General features: G+C 43.0%; 20 protein-coding genes and 1 pseudogene. 11 read left to right on the top strand and 10 right to left on the bottom strand.

Going from position 1 to position 25,956, the window contains the following annotated elements; translation table 11 throughout:
* Positions 1 to 222: 222 nt before the first annotated feature.
* The gene (gene alr, locus F6K49_RS20990; protein ID WP_293018818.1) at positions 223 to 1,449 is read right to left on the bottom strand and encodes an alanine racemase; all 1,227 of its coding nucleotides are present in this window, start codon (positions 1,447 to 1,449) and stop codon (positions 223 to 225) included.
* A gap of 295 nt (positions 1,450 to 1,744) precedes the next feature.
* On the opposite strand from alr, the gene F6K49_RS20985 reads away from it, so the two are divergent.
* Positions 1,745 to 2,257, top strand: a complete 513-nt coding sequence (locus tag F6K49_RS20985; RefSeq protein WP_293018816.1) for an inorganic diphosphatase — start codon at positions 1,745 to 1,747, stop codon at positions 2,255 to 2,257.
* Positions 2,258 to 2,404: 147 nt separating this feature from the next.
* On the opposite strand, the gene F6K49_RS20980 is transcribed toward F6K49_RS20985, so the two are convergent.
* Complete coding sequence (locus F6K49_RS20980; RefSeq protein WP_293018815.1) at positions 2,405 to 2,548, bottom strand: hypothetical protein; 144 nt, start codon at positions 2,546 to 2,548, stop codon at positions 2,405 to 2,407.
* 1,017 nt (positions 2,549 to 3,565) lie between these two features.
* On the opposite strand from F6K49_RS20980, the gene F6K49_RS20975 reads away from it, so the two are divergent.
* The 3 genes from F6K49_RS20975 to F6K49_RS20965 all read left to right on the top strand — a co-directional run bounded on the left by F6K49_RS20975 (position 3,566) and on the right by F6K49_RS20965 (position 5,958).
* On the top strand, positions 3,566 to 4,468 hold the full coding sequence (locus F6K49_RS20975; protein ID WP_293018813.1) for an MBL fold metallo-hydrolase: 903 nt from the start codon (positions 3,566 to 3,568) through the stop codon (positions 4,466 to 4,468).
* 834 nt (positions 4,469 to 5,302) lie between these two features.
* Positions 5,303 to 5,449, top strand: coding sequence for a hypothetical protein (locus tag F6K49_RS20970; protein ID WP_293018810.1), 147 nt, complete (start codon positions 5,303 to 5,305; stop codon positions 5,447 to 5,449).
* 230 nt (positions 5,450 to 5,679) lie between these two features.
* Entirely contained in the window at positions 5,680 to 5,958 is a 279-nt protein-coding gene (locus F6K49_RS20965) for a hypothetical protein (RefSeq protein WP_293018809.1), read from the top strand.
* 172 nt (positions 5,959 to 6,130) lie between these two features.
* Here F6K49_RS20965 and F6K49_RS20960 read toward each other — a convergent pair whose 3' ends face one another.
* On the bottom strand, positions 6,131 to 7,174 hold the full coding sequence (locus F6K49_RS20960) for a hemolysin family protein (protein ID WP_293018808.1): 1,044 nt from the start codon (positions 7,172 to 7,174) through the stop codon (positions 6,131 to 6,133).
* A 96-nt stretch (positions 7,175 to 7,270) separates the two neighbouring features.
* On the bottom strand, positions 7,271 to 7,867 hold the full coding sequence (locus F6K49_RS20955; RefSeq protein WP_293018807.1) for a glyoxalase-like domain protein: 597 nt from the start codon (positions 7,865 to 7,867) through the stop codon (positions 7,271 to 7,273).
* A 345-nt stretch (positions 7,868 to 8,212) separates the two neighbouring features.
* Here F6K49_RS20955 and F6K49_RS20950 point away from each other — a divergent pair, with 345 nt between their 5' ends.
* Both F6K49_RS20950 and F6K49_RS20945 read left to right on the top strand, forming a co-directional pair.
* Complete coding sequence (locus F6K49_RS20950; protein ID WP_293018805.1) at positions 8,213 to 8,878, top strand: sigma-70 family RNA polymerase sigma factor; 666 nt, start codon at positions 8,213 to 8,215, stop codon at positions 8,876 to 8,878.
* An 87-nt stretch (positions 8,879 to 8,965) separates the two neighbouring features.
* Positions 8,966 to 10,021, top strand: a complete 1,056-nt coding sequence (locus tag F6K49_RS20945) for a tetratricopeptide repeat protein (protein ID WP_293018804.1) — start codon at positions 8,966 to 8,968, stop codon at positions 10,019 to 10,021.
* Here the strand turns inward: F6K49_RS20945 and F6K49_RS20940 are convergent.
* Positions 10,018 to 10,536, bottom strand: coding sequence for a 2TM domain-containing protein (locus F6K49_RS20940; protein WP_293018862.1), 519 nt, complete (start codon positions 10,534 to 10,536; stop codon positions 10,018 to 10,020). The genes F6K49_RS20945 and F6K49_RS20940 overlap by 4 nt on opposite strands.
* Positions 10,537 to 10,984: 448 nt before the next feature.
* Here F6K49_RS20940 and F6K49_RS20935 point away from each other — a divergent pair, with 448 nt between their 5' ends.
* Positions 10,985 to 12,112 carry a site-2 protease family protein gene (locus F6K49_RS20935; RefSeq protein ID WP_293099729.1) on the top strand — a complete coding sequence of 376 codons (1,128 nt, stop codon included), beginning with the start codon at positions 10,985 to 10,987 and terminating at the stop codon, positions 12,110 to 12,112.
* Positions 12,113 to 12,191: 79 nt separating this feature from the next.
* On the opposite strand, the gene F6K49_RS20930 is transcribed toward F6K49_RS20935, so the two are convergent.
* Positions 12,192 to 13,616: a URC4/urg3 family protein gene (locus F6K49_RS20930; protein WP_293099726.1), complete on the bottom strand. Its 1,425-nt coding sequence runs from the start codon at positions 13,614 to 13,616 to the stop codon at positions 12,192 to 12,194.
* A gap of 64 nt (positions 13,617 to 13,680) precedes the next feature.
* A complete protein-coding gene (locus F6K49_RS20925; RefSeq protein WP_293044222.1) occupies positions 13,681 to 14,949 on the bottom strand; it encodes a GTP cyclohydrolase II in 1,269 nt (422 codons plus the stop codon).
* A 193-nt stretch (positions 14,950 to 15,142) separates the two neighbouring features.
* On the opposite strand from F6K49_RS20925, the gene F6K49_RS20920 reads away from it, so the two are divergent.
* Positions 15,143 to 16,708 carry a PQQ-dependent sugar dehydrogenase gene (locus F6K49_RS20920; RefSeq protein ID WP_293018795.1) on the top strand — a complete coding sequence of 522 codons (1,566 nt, stop codon included), beginning with the start codon at positions 15,143 to 15,145 and terminating at the stop codon, positions 16,706 to 16,708.
* A gap of 178 nt (positions 16,709 to 16,886) precedes the next feature.
* Here the strand turns inward: F6K49_RS20920 and F6K49_RS20915 are convergent, their stop codons facing one another.
* On the bottom strand, positions 16,887 to 18,932 hold the full coding sequence (locus F6K49_RS20915) for a galactose-1-epimerase (RefSeq protein WP_366514209.1): 2,046 nt from the start codon (positions 18,930 to 18,932) through the stop codon (positions 16,887 to 16,889).
* Positions 18,933 to 19,467: 535 nt separating this feature from the next.
* On the opposite strand from F6K49_RS20915, the gene F6K49_RS20910 reads away from it, so the two are divergent.
* Together F6K49_RS20910 and F6K49_RS20905 are read left to right on the top strand one after the other, a co-directional pair.
* Positions 19,468 to 21,309, top strand: a complete 1,842-nt coding sequence (locus tag F6K49_RS20910; protein ID WP_293099723.1) for a carotenoid oxygenase family protein — start codon at positions 19,468 to 19,470, stop codon at positions 21,307 to 21,309.
* A 764-nt stretch (positions 21,310 to 22,073) separates the two neighbouring features.
* Positions 22,074 to 23,570, top strand: coding sequence for a TldD/PmbA family protein (locus F6K49_RS20905; RefSeq protein ID WP_293064621.1), 1,497 nt, complete (start codon positions 22,074 to 22,076; stop codon positions 23,568 to 23,570).
* Positions 23,571 to 23,744: 174 nt separating this feature from the next.
* Here the strand turns inward: F6K49_RS20905 and F6K49_RS20900 are convergent, their stop codons facing one another.
* Both F6K49_RS20900 and F6K49_RS20895 read right to left on the bottom strand, forming a co-directional pair.
* Positions 23,745 to 24,086: a XisI protein gene (locus F6K49_RS20900; protein ID WP_293099720.1), complete on the bottom strand. Its 342-nt coding sequence runs from the start codon at positions 24,084 to 24,086 to the stop codon at positions 23,745 to 23,747.
* Complete coding sequence (locus F6K49_RS20895) at positions 24,074 to 24,490, bottom strand: XisH family protein (RefSeq protein ID WP_293018789.1); 417 nt, start codon at positions 24,488 to 24,490, stop codon at positions 24,074 to 24,076. The genes F6K49_RS20900 and F6K49_RS20895 overlap by 13 nt, the downstream gene beginning before the upstream one ends.
* Before the next feature lie 333 nt (positions 24,491 to 24,823).
* On the opposite strand from F6K49_RS20895, the pseudogene F6K49_RS20890 reads away from it, so the two are divergent.
* A pseudogene (locus F6K49_RS20890) lies at positions 24,824 to 25,956 on the top strand (hypothetical protein); the annotation flags it as partial.

Below are 25,956 nucleotides of genomic sequence, written 5' to 3'. Positions count from 1 at the left end.
AGCTATCAGCTATCAGCTATCAGCTATCAGCTATCAGCTATCAGCTATCAGCTATCAGCTATCAGCTTACGCGCACGCTACACCGAACAGCGATCAGCCATTGGCCGTAGGCCAGGCTACTTGAGGTGCTTTTGAATAAAATAAGCACCTCAAGCAGCGTGAGCTTTAGCTCACGGCTGTTCCCTTAGCGTGGCCAACGGCTGACCGCTGACCGCTGACCGCTTACCCTACTACTACACGGGGTAGTCGGTGCTTAAAACCACAAATAATTTCCCAGGAAATGGTGCCTAAAGCCATAGCCCAGTGATCTGCTGAGATTTGCTCTTCCCCATCCTGTCCAATTAAGGTAACAATTTCCCCAACTTGTATATTAGGAATATCACTAACATCGAGCATGAGCTGATCCATTGTAATTGCGCCAATCTGAGGAACTTGCTGCCCTTGGATGATGACATTGATGCGATTGGAAAGATTTCGGGGAACACCGTCAGCATAGCCAATACCGACTACTGCTAGACGCATCTGTCGATTTGAAATAAATTGATGGCCATAGCTGATACCAGTTCCAGGCGGAATAGTTTTAATTTGGGTGATCCGGGCTTTTACCTGCATCACTGGCTTGAGGTGAATAACATTTTGAAGATGCTCTGCTGGGTAGAGACCATAGACGGCTAATCCTACACGCACCCAATCGTAGTGCAATGCTGAGTCGGTTAAGGTAGCAGCGGAATTGGCCAAGTGTAATCGGGGTGGAGTTATGCCACCAGCCTTTAATTGTGCGATCGCGTTTTTAAACCTTTCATGCTGCTGTCTCATCACTGTGGGGTCAGGACTATCAGCAGTAGCTAGATGGGAATAGACACTAGCTATTTCCAAGTTAGGTAATTGTTGGACTAAGCGTACAAACTCGATAGCATCTTGCCAAGGCATTCCCAACCGGGACATTCCTGTATCTAGTTTCAGATGCACTGGCAGGGTTTGGTTTAGACCACTCAAGGTTTCCGAAAACACTAACGCTTGTTGAGGATTACACAAAGTTGGTTCCAATTGCCAGTGAGCGATCGCTTTGACTTGTTCTGGGGTATTAGTCGCTCCCAACAAGAGTATAGTGGCCTTAATTCCCCCTTGCCTGAGTTGAATGCCCTCTGAGACAGTAGCAACACATAACCCCCCAGCACCAGCCTCTATCGCTGTGCGGGCAACGGTTAGAGCACCATGGCCATAGGCATCGGCTTTGACCACTGCCATTAGTTGGGTAGGATGGCGCAAAAGCTGCTGTATTTGCCGTAAATTGTGATGAAGAGCAACTTTATCAATTTCGGCCCAGGCTCGTTGGCGTAATCCAGGATAAAACGGGTCAGTTAGGCAGTCAGTATCATCCCCTAGGATTTGTGTGACAGATTCCGACTGTAATGGTGTTATACCAATCCTCTGCTGAAGCTCTCCCATCGGAATTCACTCCTCAATTACTCACACATTACACACACATTACACACTATAGGCCGAATGGCGCTTTGAAAAGTTGCGGTGAGATGTCACAATGTTGCACGGGGCTAGTAGTTCAATATAGTTGGCATTGAACGGCACCCTGCTCAGGATAATCTGATCGGTTGGCTATTCTACCTACCTAAAAAATCCTGAACTATGGGATTTATTTAGGTAAGTATTAAAGCAGCTATTAAGATGTCTTAAGCACTAAAGATGAGATAACCCACATCTGCTGTTTTTTTGAAACATATAGTTCATGGATTTATCAAAGATTCCTGCTCAACCTAAACCAGGTCTGATCAACGTTTTAATTGAAATTCCCGCAGGTAGTAAAAATAAGTATGAGTTTGACAAGGATCTAGAAGCCTTTGCCCTTGACCGGGTACTTTATGCATCCGTACAGTACCCCTATGACTACGGCTTTGTCCCTAACACTCTAGCAGATGATGGTGATCCTCTTGATGGTATGGTGATAATGGATCAACCTACCTTCCCTGGTTGTGTGATTACCGCTAGACCAATCGGGATGCTGGAAATGCTCGATGGAGGTGATCGGGATGAAAAAATTCTGTGTGTTCCTGACAAGGATCCTCGCTACGCTGAAGTAAAAACTCTCCAAGATATAGCGCCCCATCGGTTGGAAGAAATTGCTGAATTTTTCAGGACATACAAAAATCTGGAAAAGAAAGTCACTAAAATTTTAGGATGGAAAGATCTTGATCAGGTAATGCCTTTGGTGGAAGAGTCGATCAAAAACTATAAGCAGTAGGGACTGATCAAGTGGGGACTCATCTGAGCGATGAGTTCCACTATAATTAATTTTTTTTTCTTAGGCTAATGGTTGATGCTAGAAAGCTGGCAAAGCGATTAGCCATTCTCTGTTTTAAGGGCAAGCATAACAAAAAATACCCCAACCCTAATCAAGTAGGGTCAGGGAGTGATACCAACAGAAGGTGACATACTCCCACACTGACTCTTTGAGTTCAGTGTGGGCTTCTTGCCAACTCCACCCAACGGTTAGGATACTTGGCCAAAGGCCACGCGGGGCGCGTAAGGCCAAAGGCCACGCGGGGCGCGTTCGGCAAGCTTTATTAACGACACGGTCAGAAGTTACCGCAAGAATAGGGTTTGAAGTTACCGTAAGACAGGGTCGCCTTTATGGTCGGCAGGCTATGGGTAAAAGGGTTAAGGCTATTGTTATAAGGCGACCCTGTCTAAGGCGCGCGTCTCTGGCCTTTATGGTTAGTCGGTTATGCGTAAAGGGTTAAAACTTTATGATTAAGGCTGCCCTATTCTAAGGTTTCGTCTCCGGGATGCCCCGACCCGCCGGAACATACAATGAGTTTGAGTTTTTTCTTAGGCACGTAGGTGGCGGTTAGCTCTTCATTTGTCTTCCCTACTAGATTTAGTATACACGGTCTTCGATCCTGTCCGCAATTGATCTGACACTCATGGCGTAGCATTGAGATGTGAGATCAATTGCGGATGAAGCTAAAAGATATTACCTTTTTAGGTGAGGAGATAATCAGGTCAGGATGGGATGGGGTGAGCAGTTATACTTGGTATGGGCATACACTGAGCGTTTGGTTTAGCTGTCGAGGTTAAGCTATAAGTAAATGGGCTGACTTCCGATAGCTGAACGCGCACGCGTGCGCGTAGCGCATAAGCTGACCACTCAAAGGATAACTGATGCTTTACCAGTTCCCATTCTGATTGATTGATTGAATTAATTTGATGGGTTTGTGACATAGGTCACAAACTGTTTGTTCCTAAATCCGTTAAAATTAACCAACACTTAATATACAGTTAAGAGACAGCATAACTGTATTTTAACTTGTTTCGGGGGGCTGAACGGTTCCAAATTAGAGATATGACTAAATTACTGGGGCTGTTGTGGTTGCTTTACCCCATCTAATTACTCTTGATGTATGCAATTTGATGTATGCAATCCACCCACTTTAACAAAAATTAGTGGTTAACCACAGATGGTTACTTAATATTAACCGAGTATCCTCTAGTGGGAATCTACCAATGGGAATAATTCCTAACTTAGGCTCACTTAATTCATAGATTCAAGATGCAAAATCTAGTAGCACCCACACTAGGCAACTATAAGGCTACACCCAGCCTAAACAATGGCACTGGAAGGGATATGAGCGTCCGATTTTGGGGCGTTAGGGGTCAAATTTCTGCTCCTGGGACAGATACCATGCGCTATGGTGGCAATACATCTTGTGTAGAGATGCGTGTTGGTAGAAAACGCTTAATTTTTGATGGTGGCAGTGGTTTACGGGTGCTGGGAAATCATTGGCTTAAGCAAATGCCCATAGAAGCTCACATTTTTTTTTCCCATAGCAATTGGGACAGCATTCAAGGGTTTCCCTTTTTTACTCCTGCGTTTATTCCTGGTAACTGTTTTCATATCTATGGAGCAGCAGCACCTGATGGGGCATCCATCGAACAGTGTCTAGGTCAGCAAATGATTGCTCCAAATTTTCCAGTGCCCCTTCAGGTCATGCAGTCAGATCTGAAATTTCACGGGCTGAGGTCAGGTCATACAGTAACCCTAGATGATGTAACAGTGGAGGCTGTCCTTCTTAATGACTCACATCAAGCAATGGGCTATCGGGTAAACTGGCAAGGATATGCTGTTGTGTACGCCACTACTCACTCCCATGGTTGGGGTGGCATTGATGAAAATCTACGATACCTATGCCGTCAGGCAGATTTGCTAATTTTGGATGCTCCCTTTCCCCTCACAGGAGATGATCTGCCTAATTATTCACCTTTGATTTGGCAAGATCAGCGTTGGCAAACTGGGATAGCAACGGCAAAGGTGGCAGGTGTTAAGCACATAGTTATGTCTCGTTATCATCCTGACTATAATGATGATTATCTCGACACACTAGAAAAGCAACTCCAGTCTTTCTATCCTAATCACTTACTGGCTCGCGAGGGGATGGTTTTGTCTGTGTGTTGAAGGGTAATGGTTATTAGGTATGACTATAGTGCTGGAATTTTAGCGGAATTTATGGAATTATATTGCTAACTATAAGGTTTTTGCCTTAACAGCTGTTGGGAAAACATGAGCAAATTGGTCCCAATAGAAGTAGATAGTGTTGATATTCCCCAGAGTGTGTTCCCGTAGCGGCTGTTCGGTGAGCATCCCGTTTATCCCACTGGCGAGGCGCGATGAAGCGAACGCGCCCCGCGTGGCCTACGGCCTCAGCTTCCGCTAAAAGCGAACGCACTCTGGGGAATGCTGTTGGTTATTACTCCCTTTCGGGGTAATGATACTGAACGCAATGGTTCACCCTGGTGGTTGTTGGTTACTGGAAATCCGTCTAGTTAAGTTTTCTATTAGATTAGCGCAATAGTTTAATATATATCGCTATAGTTTAGCAGTCGTCCTGTCAGGTAAATATATTTCGCAATAATTTTAAAGTATTTTTTAAAGATGTCAATTTCATCAGCTTCATCAGCTGGCTTGGGCTAAGTGATTGGGGAAAACGCTACCCCTGTCAGGCAATCCCTATGCCCAAAAAAAAAGAGAGCCACGTTTTTGACTCTCTCGATCATCAGGGTGCATCTACTAATTAAAATTTATCACAAATGGTGAGGGGTGTGACCCCTCATCGCAAATATCAGCCAAATGGCTGATACCAATGGACTAAATACCTGTGGGATATTACCTGTCCCATATTACCTGTCCCATATACAGTATCTTGCCCTTTTGGCTTATTTTTGGCTCAATTCCACCGGATCAGCCCAAAACTGGTGTCATAAGGGCCATTCGATCGGACAGAAATCCAGATTGCTAATAATTCAAGGTAATGTGGCATTTGTCAAGGGGATGGAGAGCAAATTGACAGGAGCGATCGCGCGGGTAGCAGAGATGATCTCAAGCTTGTGCCAGTGGGAAGATAACCAAAAACTGAGGTCGATAGTGATCGGTCAGTAGGGGCGCACAACCGTGGATCTTTATAGTGGATCTGTATAGTAGTAAGCAGCAGGAGACTCTGTTGACTCAACTGATACTCTAGAAAAGACTTGAAATCCTAGGTACTTGAGTTGTGGAATCGTTCATTCGCGAAGCGTGGCCCACGGCCAAGGTTTTGATAAAATTTCCTGAAACTTTAGATTTCCATCAGTAGTGGGTATTAGACTTAACTTAAGTTACACCCTTGTCTGATGAAATTTGCTACTATTGCCCAAGCTAAGAGAATCATAATCTTTATACTAACGTTTTGCTTAAGTGGGTGTTTTCCTCAACTTGATCAAATATTCAGAAATCCATCTTGTAGGAAAGCTGAGGAAGTTGTCAAAACAGCCCAAAATAAATTCAATAGTATAGTTTTTAATGTTACCCAAGAAAGTCCCGATAAAGAAAGCATTGAAAAGCTATACTCACAATTAAAAACTCTTGAAGAATCAGAAGAACAAGCTTATAAAATATGTCAAAAAATATAGTTTGTTAATTTATATAGCTTGGTTGAAAGGGAACAGGGAACAGGGAACAGGGAACAGGGAACAGGGAACAATGAACAGTAAACAGGTAAAGGATAGCAGCGATTAATCGCTTTTTTTTCAATCCTATGTTTACATATAAAATCCCAATTATCTATTTATTATTGTCACGAAACTAATCCTGATCAAGACCATAAGATTTCAACATTTTTTCTCGCCGTTTACGAGCAATTGCTTGGAGATCAATGTTGCGATCGGTCTCATCAACAATTTCACCGGTTAGCACCTCCAGTACATCTTCCAGGGTGACTACACCAGAAACACCCCCATATTCATCCAGTACAACCATCAGATGTTCACGGGTTTGCTGAAAGGTTTTCAGTAGCTTATCAGCGCGAACAGTTTCAGGGACAAAGCGGACTTGACGAATCAGAGAAGCAAGGGGTTGGTTATGTTTGTCTTCAATGATTGCTGTGAGTAACTCATCTTTGAGAGCAATTCCAATTACTTGATCAATAGAGTCTTCAACCACAGGCATCCGGGTGTGAGGCGAAGCAATAATGCTTGGTTTAGCCTCAGCCAAAGTGGTATTACCATGCAAATAGGTGGTAATAATTCGCGGAGTCATTAAATCAGATGCAGTCAAATCATTTAACTGAAATACTCGTTGGATCATTTCTGCTTCATCATCTTCAATCACCCCTTCTTGATACCCAACCTTCGCTAAAAATCGGATTTCCGCCTCATTGGTGGTAGGAAGTTTTTGACCTTTAGTAAACGGAGCAGTAATTTTTTCCATCAACCACACCAGAGGCGTGAACACAACGGTTAAGAACCGAACTGGTAGAGCCACGAGTAGGGCGATGTTTTGGGCGTAGATCTGACCAAGGGTTTTCGGGACAATTTCCCCAAATACAATAATTAGAAAGGTAAATAGACCTGAAAAAACCCCCAACCAAGCCTCTCCTAAGACCCTAGCAGCAAGGGAACCAATTACGATGCTGCCAACAATGTTGAAGGTGTTGTTGAGAATAACAATGGTAGCTATGGGTCGGTTCATGTTTTTGCGAATCGCCAGTAGTGCTAACACTGCAGGCTGGTTTGACTGCGCTAACTGTCGGACTTTAACGATAGGCACTGAAAACAAAGCCGTTTCTGCCATAGCACAGATGGCTGAACCCAACAGAACAATCAGTACTGTGATAATTACTTCAAACATGGTAAATGTGATTAGGCATGAAACCAATGGCTGGTGCGCTACGCGCAATTGTTACCCGCCTAATCCCTGATTAACTCACCATTATTGATTTAACCGCTAATTAGAAACTTCTGCCAGTTCAATTACACGATCGTCGAGATCCTTGACCAAAAAGTTAAGGGGCTTGAGGGTGCGCACTTTGTATTTTAGGCGTCTCATCTGCACCAGCATCAAAACTTGATCCAAGCACTGATGATCAAAGCACACGTGACGTTGTTGGTTTTTATTGCCCAAGCTAGCTCCGGAAATCACGTGGAGCTGGGTATTCTTCTTTAACTGGTACCATAGCCCATCAGCACCACTGAACTGGGTAGCTTGGGTGGTTCCCAAATTGGTTGACATATATAGGGGGTCAATGCTGGTACTCCCCATGGTCTGCTCGTAATTATAGTAGTAATGTAGGGGGACTTCTGCTGCGGATAACTCTAGCAAGCCTTCATAAAACTGTCGCGCTATTGCCAAATCAGACACCATGATGGTGTGAACTTTTGGAGCGCTGGTCAAAAACATCCACATGGCAAAGGCATAGGCACCTAGGAGCATTACCATGATGCCTTGAGTGGAAAACAGGCTATCTAAAGGCAAAGAGGGTAAAAATGCGCCAAGAGGCAGGGGCGAAGTTAGCCGGGAAATAATATCAACTGATAGAATCATAAACTTAAACAGAGTTAGCAACTGAATAAATTAGTTTAAAGGTCCTTATGAACTTTTTCTCCAATCGTAGGTAATATTATTACCATCAGACATTAGCGTACGCTTTTTCTCAATTTTAGCTTCAACTGAAGGAGCATCGGAGCACCAAAGGTTGTAGACTTGGTATCGGCATCCATCTCCTTCATCTTGAGGTCTAGTGCAGACCTAGGATATTAGGTCCCGACATTGATCTACTCCAATGCCAGTTAACCATCGGCATTTCCCCTTTCTCAACATGAGGGGGTTGTGGTGAGATCAGGATGCATCTAGTCTAATTCTCCTAATTACAGCTTTTATTGAAAGATTGTGCAAATCCCCCATTTTCCTGAATCTAAGCATCCACTTATTAAATCACTGTTTCATCATAGTGATCAGGAATTGCTGACTTTGTTTCAGCGTCATCGGTCTGAAGGGAAGTACTTTACAGCAATTTTCTGTCGCTACAGTCCTATTGTCTATACATTAGTGCGGCACTCAGCGCGATCGCCTGTGCAGGCGGAATATCTATTTGCTCTGACTTGGCGTCACATCTATCACGAACTGGGTGGCATGGATTTGCGGGAGGATTATGGACTAGAGTCAACGTCCTTCCAAAACCAGATCATAAACCTAACGGCGGTTTGTATTAACCAGGCAGACTTGCCACCAGTGGAATCTATTCACTATAACCTTAAGGTAGCACCACCACCCTTGTGGTGTTATCTGGAGATGGCATTGGAACAGCTACCACCAGCGGTGCGGTTGATGGTAATCATGGCTGGGACCTTTCACTGGAGTGAAACGCGAATTGCGGCTTATCTGCAAGCGGAGGGAGAAATGATTACTCCAGCTCAAGTGAGAACCGAACTTCAAGAAGGCTATGAACTGTTGGAAGCTGCTTTACCCGATGATATTCGGGTGGTCTATCTGGGGGTCGAAGCCAAGAATCGAGAAGAATCTGATCTGTTTGCAGTACCGGTTTTGAGTGAATAAAGGGCGGTTAGTTTGCACCCTTGATCGGGGTACTTTGATCATAACTTCCATAATAGCAGAAATGTTGATCAAACGGAGTCTTTTGGTATGGCGAATCGTAGCAGGTTGCTGACTAGTCTTTCCGGAATAATAGCGCTAGCCTTTACCCCATTGGTAATGTTGGCTAGCCCGATGGCTTGGGGTCAGACTCGGAGCATCGACCAACAACTGGCAATCCCTTTAGACAATCTTCGTGACCGCAAAGCAAGAAATCGGGCAGATTTTTTCCTGGAGCAGTCAGAGCTGGCTAAACAGAGTGGTAACTTGAACGAAGCGATCGCGTATTTGTCCCAAGCGGGAGAAATTTATCAGCAAATTGGTGACTTTGAGGGATTGGGTAAAACTTACAATTCCCTAGGTCAGACTTACGCCAAGTTGGGACGCTATCAGGAGGCAGAGCGAGCCTTGCGCCGAGGCTTGGGTGCTGCCCGTTCTCAACAAAGTTTTCAGCCACAGATTTATAGTATAAATAATATTGGAATATTATTGCTGCAAACGAGAAACCTGAAAGCAGCCCAAGAAGCTTTTATGGAAGCACTGACCATTTCCCGTACTATTAAGGATGATGACGGTGAAGGGTTGAGTCTGAATAATCTAGGCTTAGTGGCAGCTCAAGGGGGAAATTATCCCGAGGCGATTAAGTGGTATGAAGCTGCCCTAGTTTTACGGCGTCGCTCTCGGGATAAGTTAGGTGAGACGAATATTCGGAATAATTTGGGAGATGCCTATCTCGCCGCTAGACGGGAAAAAGATGCTTTGTATTCTTACCGCATTGCCCAGATACTGGCTGAAAAAGTTGACAATGTTTTCAATCAGATTCGTGCTATTAAGGGTATAGCTTTAACCCATATCGCTACAGGTAAGAATCGGCAAGCGGTGAAAGCACTGAAGGAATATCTGGCTTTGGCACAAGAACAAAACAATCGCCGTGAAGAGCTAGTTGCTCTAAAGTTGTTTGCCCAGTTATATCAAGACACTGGTAATTTGTTGGAAGCTCGGAGTTTTTATGAAAAAGCGATCGCAGTGGCTCATGCTTTAGGAGATATTCAGGAAGAAACATTGTTGATCAGCGATTTAGCTGAAATTATTTATGTTAGGCATTAGTCCTTAGTCATTAGTCCTTGGTCTTGAATCCAGTTTTTGAGACTAGTATAAGTTGATTGGGCTATCTGTTTTACCTGGTTTTGAACTTTCCATTTTTGGAAAGCTCTTTCATAGTCTTCGCCCTGTATTTGATAAGTATTCCACGCCCTGAGTGCTATCCACAAACCCCAGAACAATAAAATATATAAAGACCAAGACAGGTAACCAACGTTAATTAGATTGATCGCCACTAAAAAACTATTAACGATTACAAACTTTCCAAAACTTTTTTTAAATTGGCTACGTCGGTAACTATTGAATTCATTACGTTTTTGCTGTTCTTGTTGCTGGGCTAGCCATTCTCGTTCTGCTTCTAAGAGAGTGTGGATTGAAATCCCTAATTCAGCAGCAATTTCGACCAACTGTTCACGGGAAAATTCTTCAACCATTTCCTGACGTGCCAGGGCTAGATTGAGGATTTGCTGGATGTCTTGTTGGTTGTAAGAGTGGGTGATTTTGGTTTCAAAGACGGACATCGTTTAGTCAGTTTCACTAGTAGGAAGGGGGGTAGTGCTTAAAGAAGATGTGGCTCTAAACACTAAGAGCGGTGCTTAATTTTATTATGCCGATGGAAACACAGAGGGGTCAAACCACCTGCATTCCTAAAACCGCACTAAGCGTGGACGGATTTTACGGCATTTGAGCAATCGGCAAATCTTTTACATTTCGTTACGATAGAACCATGAAAGACGAAACTACTATCGAGTTGCCTTAAGGTAGGTTAATTGTTCATTGCTCTTGGTTGATTGTTGATTGGCAAAAGCGATAAACCCTTTACTGCCAAGGATAACTGGCAATCGTATCATGATCTATTTTTCATGAACTATTTTTTATGAAATGTTAATCATGAACCATACCCTATCTACTACCTTAGAAGCCAACTTGGTATAAAAAAACGTCTTAGGAGAGTTTGAGGTAGTCTGCATGAACGGCAGTATTCGTGTTGGGAATTTATTTGGGATTCCCTTTTATGTGAATCCAAGCTGGTTTCTAGTCTTAGCTTTAGTCACCTTTGATTTCGGAGGTGACTTAGCAAATTTTTCAGGATTGAGCGGTGTTTTGCCATGGTTTTTAGGATTTGTGACTGCACTTTTGTTATTTGCCTCTGTGTTAGCTCATGAACTAGGACACAGCTTTGTGGCGATCCAGCAGGGAATTGAGGTTAAATCTATCACCCTCTTCCTATTTGGTGGTCTAGCTAGCCTGGAGAAAGAATCAAAAAGTCCACTAGAGGCGTTCTTAGTTGCGATTGCTGGTCCAGCTGTTAGTTTGCTACTATTTGCTCTACTATATGCCGTTCAGGCCAATGCCAATCTAGCTAGTTCATTAGCAGCAATTGTTGGACTCCTCGCCTCCATCAACTTGGCTTTAGCATTGTTCAACTTAATTCCTGGCTTACCCCTAGATGGGGGTAACATCCTGAAGGCACTGGTTTGGCAAGTTACGGACAACCCACACAAAGGTGTGTTATTTGCTAGCCGTGTTGGTCAGTTCTTTGGTTGGGGAGGAATTATTTATGGAGTGCTTCCAATCCTACTGTATGGTAACTTTAATGGCATCTGGTTTGCCTTAATTGGTTTGTTCTTGCTGCGAAATGCTGGCATGTCTGCCCAATCTGCTATGGTTCAAGACCAGCTAGAGGGGTTGACAGCAGAAGATGCGGTCATTGCCAACAGCCCAATTGTATTGGCTGATTTGTCTCTAAGGGAGTTTGTCAACGAGTACATTATCGGTAAAAATCAGTGGCGCAAGTTTCTAGTAACCGATGAAGCCAGTCAACTGCTAGGAGTTGTGGTAGTGGATGATCTCAAAACTGTTCCTACCTCTAATTGGCCGGTGACTCCAGTAAGAGCACTGATGAAGTCTGTTAAGACTTTTAGAACTGTTCAATCGGATCATTCCCTGTTAGAGGTTGTCAAAATTCTGGAGAAAGAGCAGCTAGATCAGCTACCTGTGGTTAGTGACAAGGGTGTAGTTCTGGGAATTCTGGATACAGCTTCCATTCGCAGTATCCTCGAAGAACGAAAAAAGGCTATTGACGGTAAAAGGTAAAAGGTCATGGGTAATGGGTAACTCAACCAACTCGATCACCCAACTGGACTTGAGTACCCAAATTTTTGGTCAAATTTTTTCAAAAGACTGTGCCATCACTTTCTATCTGAATCGGGGAAGAGCCTCCTGGTCTCAATTGAGCAGCAATTCTACGTCCTGCTGTCCAAGTTCCTCCTTGTAAGACTTTTACTAGTGGCAATTCAGTAGCACTCAGGTTCAGTTGTTGACGAATAGTTGCTGCTATTTGATCTAGCAAACTAACGGTGAGTGCTCGCCACTCAATAATCACTTCGGAGCTGGGTAAGTGAGACTGTTGTAAAATAGCGCTATCCTTGACCTCTAGTAATCCTAGATCTAAACATAAGCCCCCATTGCGATATTCTGCTAAGCCAGTCAACTGCTCAAGTTCAGTAATCTCTAAACCCAGTTCCTGCAATGGCTCTAATAGGGAGTAAGTTAACCACTGGGAGAGTTTGTGAAATGGTACATACTCGGAACCGTAGTTATCCCCTTTGAGAGCAGAATGTTGCCACACATCCCCTAAATTGACCCCCGCGATGGATTCTCGTTTTGGCCAAATATCCCCTAATCCTTCCAGGACGGTGCTGAATAGGTTAGTGGCACTCAGAAGGTTGGCCGGTTCACAGGTTGCAGGTTGTAGCTTGGCAGGTTGTAGGTTAGCTGGTTGACAAGTTGCAGGTTGCTCCTGGAGAGGTTGTAAATCTGTCAGTGGCTTGACCCAACTTTGGTTGTCTTGGCAACTTTCAGGGTTCAAGTTGCTAAGCTGCAATCCCTTGGTAACCTGCAACTTATCTAGCAAGTGGTCATTTACCAAGTAATTTACTAAGTTGCCAGGACGAGGATTGACTTTGCCAAACATATGTGGTAAGCCCACGAGGGCTTGACCTAAGCGCTGTAGTAAGGCTAGCCTACCGTCTATGCCTATGAGTGGATTGGTTTGACTGACCTGGAATCCCTGGGCTAAGTGGTGGGCGCTCAAGGATTGAAGTCCTTTGGCATCGACTTGCCAAGGTAGGTCTGGGTCGCTGGAGAAAGCTCCCTGACAGAACATGCGGAAACTAGCAACGGCTAATCCTTCGGAACGGCGAAACACTAGTCCGGTTTCTGCTTCATGATACTGCCAATTGCTGCCAGCCCCAGCATCGAGTAGGACACTAATGATGACTAAGTCGAATTTGGTTTGGGCTTTTTGGAGTGGAGTGAATCCTACTAATTTCTGGTCTAGTTCCCGAAGACGAGGGACATTCCCTACCTCAAAATGCCGCCAGCGACTATGAAATGGGATCTGGAAATCGGGGTAGTGCTGGTGCATTACCTCGATGACATAGTTAGCTACTTGCTCTAGCTTGGTTAAATTGCAGCGAAAGTACTGCAACTGGTCAACAGTAGCTAAGGTGAAAATGCGATCGCATCTCTCCCGAATTGCCCATGGGCTTCTTAAGTAAGCGATTAACTGCTGTTGTGCATTATCCACAGGTGACATAGGCAACAGGGAATATAGGAAGGCATAGAGAATAAGCAATTCGGGAGTGACTAAGGACTCTTGACTAATCTGCTAAACCACGTCCTTGAATTTCAGCCAATGCGATCGCATCTAGTTCAGTTGTATGTTCAGTGTAATAACCAGCAGCTTTTTTGGCAGCGATTTCTACTTGGGCATCAGCGGGAATCAAGTGTTCTGGAATGGGAATGCGCTGAATAATCTCAATACCGGATTGAACGATAGCGTTATATTTCATATCGCTCATGGAGACAAAACGGTCAATTCGTTTAATTCCCAGCCAATGGAGCACATCAGGCATTAGTTCTTGGAAGCGGATATCTTGAACCCCAGCCACACACTCTGTACGGTTGAAGTAGGCATTAGCGCTATCACCTCCTTCCTGACGTTTCCGGGCATTATACACTAAAAACTTAGTTACTTCACCTAAGGCGCGACCTTCTTTACGGAAATAAACAATGACACCTGTACCTCCACCTTGGGCTGTCTGGACACAGACTTCTAGACCATGGACTAGATAGGGACGACAGGTGCAGATGTCGGAACCGAAAACATCGGAACCATTACATTCATCATGAACTCGTACAGCCAGCAGTCGATTGGGTTCAGTAATGGCTGCCACATCACCAATTAAATAGACAGTGATGCCACCAATGGGGGGTAAGAATACCTTTAAATCGGGGCGGGTGATCAGTTCCGGGAACATGCCACCGGTTTGCTGAAATAGAGCACGGCGCAGGTAACTTTCTTGAATGTTCAATCGCTGGGCAATTCCCGGTAGATACCAAACCGGGTCAATTGCTACTTTAGTGACTACTAAACTACCATCGTTTTTAATAATTTTGCCATCAATTGCTAAACGGTTTTTCTCTACAGCATCCTGTAGTTCTGGCATATTGATATGAGCTTTGGTGATAGCAATTGTGGGTCTAATGTCGTATCCCTGCTGATATAAATCGCTATAAACTTCACCTACCATCGCCCCAAAGGGGTCGAGAGAAACAATCAAATTAGGGTCAGTCCAACTGGGATGAGGACCAATTGGGACAATGGGCGCAGTGTTGGTGAGATCCGGGCGGTGATTAGGCTGGAGTGTACCACTGGCTACGGCTAAAGCTCGATACACTGAATAGGAGCCTGAGTGAGTACCAATAACATTCCGATGAGCTGAGTTAACTAAGGTACCGACAATGGGTCCTCGTTTGAGGGGGTCACTTTCTCCCCAGTTAATTGCTGGAGAATTTAATCTAGAAGAGCTAGGATGGGAGGTTAAAACAATATGCTTGGGTTTGCTGATAGTTGTTAAATCTTCCATTAGAGTTACTCTGTAGAATGCACCAACAAGTGTCTAGGTCTTAGATGCTAAGACTTAGTTAATAGGGATAAACTACTATAGTAACAATTTCTAACAGAAGTATAAGTATTTTCTATTGATCTTGCTCTTGTGGGGAAGAATTGCGGAACCAGTGCCTTGAGCTGTAACATACAAAAAACTAAATTACGCCACCATGACTCCAAGCTCAGGGGTTTCGTATTTTTGGATTTCTCAGATTTTTAGCGTCCGCGCCCTTACCTTAGCAGCATTCATATTATGTATGAAGAAATTTCGCATTCTCTGTTTTCTCTTGTCGCTCTTCTTGGTCATCTTTGCTGTTGCCAGGATTTCTTCTGCCCAGATAACCGATCCCATTCCCGAACCAATTAAAAAGTCAGAACTCTCTGTCGGATTGGAAGAGGTTGTTCAAATTCCCAACAGTGGAACTGGAAGAAATAAAGCTGCTCGCTTGAACCTGCTTACCCATGCAGGAGATGGGACCCGACGATTATTTGTTAACGATATGCGTGGCAAGTTGTATGTCATTGTTGACGGCACTGCTACTGTTTATATGAATCTGAAAAAACTAATTTGTGCAGACTTTACTTATGAAACTCCTCAACAGGGCTTCGCTTATTTTGCTTTTCATCCAGAATTTGCTAACAATGGAATTTTTTATACTGTAACTAGCGAAGTTAAAACTGGCGGTACTCCTGACTTACCCGTTACCAAACCAATTATTGACAATAACAAGAACATTATCGAAAGTGCCCACCACGATGTAATTCGCGAATGGAAGGCAACAAACCCTTCTAGCAATACTTTTGTCGGAACATCCCGTGAGATTTTGCGCATTGAAGAGCCTTACCCAGATCATAATGTTGGACAATTGGGCTTTAATCCCAATGCTAAACGAGGGGATGATGATTATGGTTTACTCTACATTGCAGTAGCTGATGGCGGTAGTGATGGCTACCCTGTTAGCGATACCGATCCCTTGGATAATGGACAGGATCTGGGAACACCGCTGGGCAAAATTCTCAGAATCGATCCCTTTGGCAAAAATAGTGTTAATGGTCAATATGGTATTCCTCGTGATAATCCTTTTGTTACAGATGAAGAGCCTAAAACCTTGGGTGAAATCTGGGCTTATGGACTGCGTAATCCCCATCGTTTTAGCTGGGATACTGGTGGCGAAGGCAAAATGTTGATTGCTGATACTGGTCAGGCTTTTATTGAAGAAGTTAATCTTGGTATCAAAGGAGCTAACTATGGTTGGGGCGAGCGGGAAGGTACTTGGGTTATAAAGGAAAATAATGAAAATGTTTTGTTTGCATTACCCAAAAACGATCGCTCCTATGGCTATACTTATCCCGTTGCCCAATATGACCATGACATCCCCCCCGACATAAAAGGCTTCTATGGAATTGCGATCGCTGGTGGTTATGTTTATCGGGGCAAAGCAATTCCTGAATTAATCGGTCAATACATTTTTGCTGATTTCGCTCATGATGCAAGATTTTTCCACGTTCCTGTAGATGAACTTGTCAATGGCAAACAGGCAAAAATAAAAGAACTCAGACTCTTTGACGGAGAGCAAGAAGCTTCTTTTCTCGAAATCATTGGTAAAAAACGCTCTGATGTGCGATTCGGGGTGGACGAAGAAGGAGAAATCTATGTGACATCAAAACAAGATGGTAAAGTTAGGAAACTCGTTCGTTCACCAAAATCCCCTATTGACCAGAATAGTTTGGAATAATGATGGTTATGGAATTCACCTTATTGTAGGTTAGGTTGAAGGATAAAACCGAACAGGAGCCAGAGAGCGATAGGTTTTGGTATCGCTCTACCCATCCTACAAATTATTATTAATCTGAATTATGAATTCTATACTCCTACTAAGTCTCTGATGAATGCAGGAGAATAGGTATGACTTTCTAGGGCATCCCTTTAATCTTAAGACGGATACGATAAAGACTGTTTCTTGCTGTAATGTAAAGGGTTTGGTAGTCACTGTCGCCCCATGCTAAATTAGCAGGCGCTTCTGGTGTTTCAATAATGCCAAGTAGATCCCCTTGTGGTGAGAAAATCCAAACTCCTCCTGGTCCAGTGCTGTAAATATTTCCTTGGATGTCTACCTTCATACCATCTGCTGCCCCCTCCTGACTAGGAGGTTTCAGTTCGGCAAAAAGTTTTCCATTCTCTAACATCCCGTCTGGCTTGACATCAAAAACCCGAATATGACCTCTTTGTGAATCATTGACATATAATTTAGTTTCATCTGGGGAAAATACAATACCATTAGGGCGAACAAAGTCATCAACTAGCAGGGTTAGTGTGCCATCTGGTGCTAGGCGATAAACACCATAAAAGCCTAATTCTTCTTGTTCGGATTTGATGCCATAGGGAGGATCGGTAAAATAGATGCTACCATCTGATTTGACTGCTAGATCATTGGGACTATTCAGCCGCTTCCCTTGGTAGTGACTAGCTAGAGTTACGATTTTTCCATCTTTCTGTGTTAGGGATAGACGACGATTACTATGTTCAGCAGTAACTAAACGCCCTGAGCGGTCTAAAGTATTACCATTAGCATTGCCAGAAGGTTGACGAAAAATCTCGGTTTTTTGCTCTGGTTGCCATTTATAAATAGTATTAGCTGGAATATCACTAAATAGCAGAAATCCGTCGGGATGCCAAACAGGTCCTTCAGTAAATTTAAAACCTCCTGCTACCTTTTCAACTTGAGTATTGGGAGCAATAATTTTTACTAGATTATTTTGTTTGGTGTAAAATTTATAAACCATTAGGTGTCGGTAATTTTCACCTGGATTCAAGATAATCGAAGGAAAGTTAGGCTGATTGACTGAGTCAGGAAAATGTTGTGTCTCTAGGCACAAACCTTGATGATTTGTATAAACAACATCTCCTTTACCCACAGTTCTAAGCTTAGGAAGATTTCCCGAAAAAAACTGTATTCCTGGCTGATTAGTGTGAAGCTCCATCACCCGACCAGATTTTGGTTCATATACAGTAGCTGCCAGTTTGATTTTTTCTGATTCTCCATTCAAGACATAATTGAGGTCGTAGCCTTCTGGATAGTTTGGCTTTAGGGTATTTCTAAGCTGATTAATGCCATCTCCAATCAACTGAGGCTGAGTAAAGTCGTAGGGTGTATCTTTAACTGATTTAATCTCTCCTGTAGGGATTCGCTGTTCGTTGTTAGGCGTATATCTATCGGCATTGATCGTTAAATATTGTCCTAGAATATTTCCAGAAGCATGACCAGCCAAGTTCCAATATGAATGATTCACCAAGTTGACAGGAGTAGGTTTGTTAGTCCTAGCGGTCATTTCCAGCTTTAACTCATTATCGTTAGTCAGAGTGTAAATAGCTGTAACTGTCAAATCACCTGGATATCCTTCTTCTGAGTCAGCACTCAGATAAGTTAGTTTTAGTGCCTGTCCTTGGCTACTGTTAATTGGTTCAGCATTCCAAACCACTTTGTCAAAACCCTTGTTACCACCATGGATGTGATGGGGAGGGGCATTAGCAGCTAGATCATACTTTTGACCATTGAGAGTGAACTGAGCATCTTTAATCCTATTAGCGACGCGACCAACAATTGCACCATAATATAGGTAGCGCTTAGCCGCCAAATAATCTTCTAGACTATCAAATCCCAGCACTACATCGTCTAGCTCACCGCTGTTGTCAGGCAAGTGTAATTCAGTAAGAGTCGCACCATAGTTGGTTATCTTCGCTACTAAACCATTGGTATTGGTTAAAGTATAGAGATAAACGTTTTGACCATCTTTAGTCTGGCCAAATTCAATCTTCGTTACACTGTTGTTTTCTTTGTTCTGGTAGTTATTTGCTGTGGCGTAAGATTGCTCAGGGTTAAATCTCTTGTATAAATCTGATTTTACTAAAAGTACAGTCATTACCATTGCGGTAAAGACTGTAATTATTTTTGTTAACATTGAGCTAGTAAGCATAGTTGATTTTTTAGTAATTAATTGTCATCTATTATAACTATTTTTTTTAAAGTAATATAAGAGAGGGAAAAGTTTGTAATTATTTAGCTATCAGTTATCAGCTATCAGCTATCAGCTATCAGTTATCAGCTATCAGTTATCAGTTATCAGCTTATAGGCTATGGGCAAGCTGTCTCGATCCAATAGCGAGCAGGGAAAACCCTCAATACCGCTTAGGTGCGCTTACAGTCGTCGAATTAAATTCGCCACGGGTCGCACCTCTGCATCCCTGAAAGCCCCGTGGAAACCTCCAAGACCGGGCTGCCTCCCCAAAACTGGGCTGCATCGCTTCTGAGTAAGACTTCTAGAATTTAGATGGGTTTGCCCTGGAATTATAGTTGAGGACATAGTTTTTTAGTTTAAAGGGAACTTCGGATCGGGAAACTTCAGATCACAGAAGAGAACTATGTCTTAACATTTACTTCGAATGGTATAATATAGCAAGATATATGCGTATTGGTTATAGACCAAAAAAGTAACCATGACAGCAAAACCGAAAGCAACATCTTCAACTGACTTACCCAATAACCTCCGCGAACACAATACAGCATCCATCGACCTAGAGATGAATGTAATTGAGGGAGAAATTCCTTCTGATTGTGAGGGACACGCTTTTTGGTTAGTTCCAACACCTCAAAATGGAGCTACTCCTTGGTTTAATGGCTATGGACAGTTGTATCGTTTAGATTTTGAAAGCGGAAGAATCCATCTCAAAAGCGAACAATTTCGCACGCCTTCTGTCATCTGTGATCAAAAAATTAATGAACAGCCCTGGTGGACATACTTCACAAATTTGCGAAAATTACTGTTTGGGAGATTATTTAGATTTCGTAATCTGGGAGGTTTGGCTCGTCTAAGCCCCAGATTAGGCGTACAAAACCAATGTAATACAGCGATTCAAGCTTTCCAAGATCCTGAGAATAACTCTTGGCGTATGTTTGCCACCATTGATTCAGGTCGTCCTTTCGAGTTTGACTTAACCACCCTAAAACCAGTTACACCTGTAGGCGATCGCTCCGAATGGATTCCTTTAGAAATAAATGGCATACCAAGTCTTGGGGATATTAAAATACCCTGGATTTTTCCTATGCATATGACTGCAGCCCATACCGCTTACGATCAGAATACGGGAGAAATATTTATTATTAATTGCCTGTTTGAGAATCCAATCAGTATGGGAGCAATTGATCCAGATACTTATATACATATTTGGAATGGTCAAGGTAAGTTCCAGACAACCCAAATAATTGATGAGCGCACCAATAAGCCAGTTGAAATTAAGCAGTCTACGCACCAGATAGCGATTACCAAAAACTACGTGGTAATTATTGACACGGCTTTTCTCATAGAATATTTAAGAATGTTACTTCCTGAAGTAAAAGCTAAAGCTCAATCAGCTTACAATCAAGTATGGTTAGTGCCGCGAGCAGAACTTCAGGGCGAGAAAGCTATTGCTAAACACATCACAATCCCTCGCGAATGTGTTCATTTTTATGCTGATTATGAAGATAATGATGGAGAAAAGTTGACCTTGCATCTGGTGTTAGCTTCTGGTCATGATGTTAGCGAGTGGCTACAGAAATCGGATAAAAGATGGCCAACCTTATTTGAGTTTGTTCCATCTGCTTTTTATGGCTATCCTCCTGGTGTATATGATCAGCAGGGTTTTGGTAAATGTGTTGTTAACGCGAAGACAGGCGAACTAAAGAGTGAACAACCTTGCTTATTCGAGGATTTTTGGGGAGTTGCACTCCCTACATATCAAGGAATTCAAGGTACGTCTCCCCCACAGTTTCAGAATATTTGGGTAAACTACGCTGGGTATATTAGTGAAATTACCCCTCGCAGATTGGTTGAGTTATACGCTAATCATCCTTTCCGTAAAGTACCAGTAAACGATTTACCTAATTGGAAACCATCAGGTATTTTGCGATGGTCTCCAGTGGATATGGAAGTTAAAGATTCATGGACTATTGAACGAGGGTATGTAGTTAATACCCCTATTTATGTTCCTAAGCAAGGGCAAACTGACGAACTTGAAGGGTATATCGTGGCGACAGTAACTACTCCTAGTGGGTCTGAATTTTGGATTTGGCAAGCAGGAAATCTTGCGGCAGGACCAATTACCAAATTGGGTCACGAGGACGTTAAATTTGCTTTGTCTCTCCATTCAGCTTGGGTTCCTTCCATCGCCCCACGGGATGCCAAGTATAAAGTGGATCTCCGCCAGGATATGGATATCAACAAGCCTGAGTATTTCTTACCTGACTGGATTAAGGAAATTTTTGAAAACGATATTTATCCCGAATTTGAAGATCACTGACATGCTTCCCCGGTAAATTTAATACTATAGCACTACGCATTCAGATGTTTGACATTCCTAAACTCCGAAACGTAAGTAATAGCTTACTTTTGACTTCTGACTTCTAACTTCTCACGCTAAGCGTAGCGCTATACCGGGGGCTTCCAATTGATAAAAATAAACCTGATGTCCCCTGCCTTGGAGCAGGGCTTTTTCATTGTCGTTTGAGAATGATGAGGAGCTAGGGAAATAGGGAGATGGGGACAATTAGTCGATCAGCTCACTAGATGTATAATTACTGAAGCTATTTCAGATTAGCCGATAGTTTTGAATAAATATTTTGATATCAACTAAAACCAGAGCAAATGTATTTTAATAAGGTGCATCTTATTAAAGCTGTTTTACTCGGTGGTGCGTTACGGGGCAGACTGTCGCAACCGTGGCTACCGATAAAATCCTCGGCCCCCCCTAACGCACCCTACGCAAACTTTTCTACTAATTGAAAAGCGCTATAGTTTTGATATCAATAATCAAGGAAAACTTAGGGATTTGACCTAGGGGTGCGAGTAGATGATTGATTGTGGACAACCAGAAAGATGCTGATTTATGATTGGTTCTTATTGCTTTTAGCATTAGGCTGAATGCTTACAACCAGGGACCTTGATTTTACTGACGTTTATTAAAATGAGGAGAGGGCTAGGTTAATCATAATCTAGCCAGTGCGATTATAGCAACTTTAATCCATATTAGGCATTGTTCTTAAAAATTATTTACATACTTTACATATGATAAAAGCCTTAGCACCAATTACGACTACTGACTTGGCGAGAGACTTGGCGACACTAGGGATTGATTTAATTCGTAAAGCTGGGTGTGAGTATGGGGATATCCGTATTTGTACCTACCGTAATCAGAACTTAACCGCACGCGATCGCTCCCTTAGCCAACTCTGTGATAATGTTAGTTCTGGCTTTGGGGTAAGAGTGTTACTAAAGGGTGCTTGGGGCTTTGCGGCTAGTCCCTATAAAACTCCAGAGGAAGTGGAACGAATGGTGGCTTTAGCTGTAGAGATTGCTAAAGGTAGCCGCCTTTCTCAGCAAACACAGGTAAGATTAGCCCCAGTAGAAGCCTATCGCGATACCTATATTACTCCAATCGAAATTGACCCGTTTACTATACCGATTACTGAGAAAGCCGATTTACTATTGCGTATCAATGATCAATTGCTTAGCTATAGCGATCGCGGAATTAAGAAGGCTTACTCTTTCCTGCGTTTTACTCGTGAAGACAAGATTTTTGCGTCTACTGTTGATTCCCTAATTGAACAGACTATATACCGTAGCTATCCAGGTCTGGGTTGTACAGCAGTTGCTAATGGGGATGCTCAAAACCGTAGCTATGAACGTCCACCTTTAAATATCGGTTACGAGCATATTCAACCCCCAGACCTTTTGAATCAGGTAGAACGGGTAGCAGAAGAAGCGATAGAGAAGGTTCATGCTCCCAAGGGACCTTCTGGTATTCGCAGCACTCTGATTCTGAAGCCTAGTCATCTCCACCTAACGATTCATGAATCGGTGGGACACCCTACGGAACTGGATCGGGTGTACGGCTATGAGTCGAATTTTGCTGGTACTAGCTTTGCGACTACTGATAAATTGGGCAAGCTGCAATATGCTGCTCCTTGGGTGAATTTTAAATGCGATCGCACTCAATCGGGGGGACGTAGTACTTTAGGCTATGACGATGAGGGGGTACCAGCACAAGATTGGTATGTTGTCAAGGATGGCATTTTAGTAGACTACCTCACTGACCGGGAAACCGCTTATCGACTAGGTAATGCCAGTAGTAACGGTTGCGCTTACGCCGATAGTTGGTCAAGTGTTCCGATGGTGCGGATTCCTAATTTAGGGTTAGAACCGGGAGCAGAGGGAGGAAGTCACTCTGCCACACTATCAGAAATGATTGCTGAGACTGAGGAAGGGATTTTAATTGATGGTAGAGGTAGTTTCTCCATTGACCAGCAGCGACGTAATTTTCAGTTTGGTGGAGATGCTTTCTGGAAGGTGGAGAAAGGTAAAGTAGTGGGCATGCTGAAGGATGTTACCTATCATTCTATGAGTACTGATTTCTGGAATAGTGTTGATGCCATTGGAGTGGCTTCGGAACAGGAGCAGTTTGGTACCCATATGTGTGGTAAAGGGGAACCGATACAAATTGCTCAAATGACCCATGCTTGTGTGCCGGTGCGGGTGCGCAATATTCAGATTGGGGGAGCATGAATCGTTAATGGTTAAGGCTCTCCCGGCTTTGGGGTGATAAGGCAAGCTTATATCACGTAATTCCGCCAGTTCCAGCCACGTTGATTGTCTATTTTGTGCCTTTTGATACGTTTTCAACCACAGATCCGGGAGAGCCTAATAAAGTCGCAAACCTCTAAATAGGGTATCATAGTTTTAACCAACTGCATAATGGGTAAATTGGCGCTTAAAAGCGGAATGAAAACCTAAAACGATATCAGAAGTGGGTACACCCATTTCCACCAACCTCTCAGCAACCGAGTCTTCAGTCCCGTTATATTGAATCCAAATTTTGCCATCAATAATATCAAAGTGCATCACAGGACCAAATATCCGCTTATCTCCTTGCCAACCCACATAAGCCAATTGATAATGGTCGTGTTCCCTATCAAATATTAGCTCGGCTTTGACCGTATCCCTATCAGTAGGGGTTGCTATTTGGGAGTGTTCAGTTAAAATCTGCTTGACAAATTGCCGATATTGCTCTATTTTATCCATTGCCTAATCTCCTCCAATTTCGGATCGTAAATCATCAACTTGACTTGGTAACGTCTCAGAGCGCGTTGGATGAAAGAAAGCTGAAAAAAATCTTGATAAGTTTCATAAGGAATAGCTAAATAAACAATTCGCTCTGGTTCAAGTTCTTCAAGAGCCTGACAATAGTTAAGATATTGCCCTAACGCCGTATGAAATGTGCTGATATCTGAGTCGCCAATAAAGCTTTTAATTTCTACAGCAATTTTTTCGGCATCTCGTTCAGCTGCGATTGCGATTTCTGCCGCTAAATCAATTTGTAATTTGACTGCCTCGCCAATCCGAATCGTGAGAGGATCGTGAGTGATATTCCATCCGTCTTTGATCAAAGCATTTTTAACCTGTTGATGGAAAACGTCTTTTGCCATTTTGGATGTTTTTCATCCCTTATCTAATTTATTTAATTCTATCATCTACGGCCTTGTCATAAGCTGTTGCGCATTTAAATTGGATATTATTCAGTTTCTTGATGCAAAGCGTGAGTGGTTTTGGGCTGGTTGACTGACTTTAGTTGAGGGCCATTTCACGAACCCCTCCAAACATGGGCATGAATATTGCAATTGAAGCTCCTCAATTGCCGGATAGTTGGTCAGGTAATTTTAAATTAAAAATTTATAATTGACAAACAAAACTGATGGTCTAGAGATGAATCAGCAGCTAAGATCGATGAATTAACATTTCAGATGTGATAGGAGATGACAATGTCTGTACCTACCCGTACTCCTTTACCAATTATCCTAATTCGTGGGTTTGGTGGTCTCAATATTCAAGAGGAACAGCGCTTAACCTATCAGGGGTTTAACCAAGGCACTGTCTATGAACACAAAAAGGGAACAAACGAGATTTATGAAGGATTAATCCTGAGTTTCCTCAAGTCAGACTGGCAATACCATGATGCTACTAACGTCGTGACTTTTGGTAGTCGGGAGATTGAAGATGAAGCAACCCTGCCTCGGAAACTAAAGTCTTTGCAGCAAATGCTCCAGGATGGCAAACCCCTGCCATCATCACTGGAGTGGTTAAAGGATAATGGTATTTTCGATAAATTTAAGCGCCTCAAAGAAGAAACCTATACTCTAAACTATCCAGACAAAACAGAAGAAAAAAGATATTTTTCCGGGGATAAAGTGGTCATAAACCCAGAGAGGGCAGAATCCTTTTTGGAGTCTACCAAAGATCCCTGGCGCTCCATTTGGGTATTTCGCTACTATGACCTGAAAGAGCGTAAATTTGAAACCTATGGTAATGCCTTGGTGCGTCTAATCTACTTAATTCGTGAACTAACGGCGAATCAAGCAGGTGTTAAACCTAAGGTTAACATCATTGCCCATTCTATGGGTGGGTTAATCGCTCGCGAAGCAGTTCAAGTCATCTATCCCAGCCTTGGTCTTGAGGCTGAAGACTACATCAATAAAATTATAACTTTGGGAACTCCTCACCAAGGCATTACCTTCCAAATCTTAGAAGATTGGCTGGGGTTTGGGGGAGAGCTAGGAGCTCAAGAAGAATTAGAGCGCTTTAATCTCAAAAATCAAAGTAAGCTCAACAACCCCTATTCGTTCCAAAATTTTGAGAAACACTTTCCATTAGAACGACTTTTAACTATTGTTGGTACCAACTATAAGTCTTACAATTTGCGACAAGCCTCCTTTCTCAACCGCGTTTTCTCCCCGAGATATGAGTTTGGTTCTAACTATAACCGTAGTGATGGCTTAGTTAAGCAATTCTCTGCCCAAATTCCTGGGGCACCCCGTACCTTTATCCACAAATCCCACGGTGGTTTCGACTCCGTGATTACTTCCCGGGAAGCATTTGAAGTAGCAACGCGCTTTTT

It is taken from the genome of Moorena sp. SIO3I6 (genome assembly GCF_010672095.1).
This window is presented reverse-complemented; position numbering and strand designations above follow the sequence as displayed.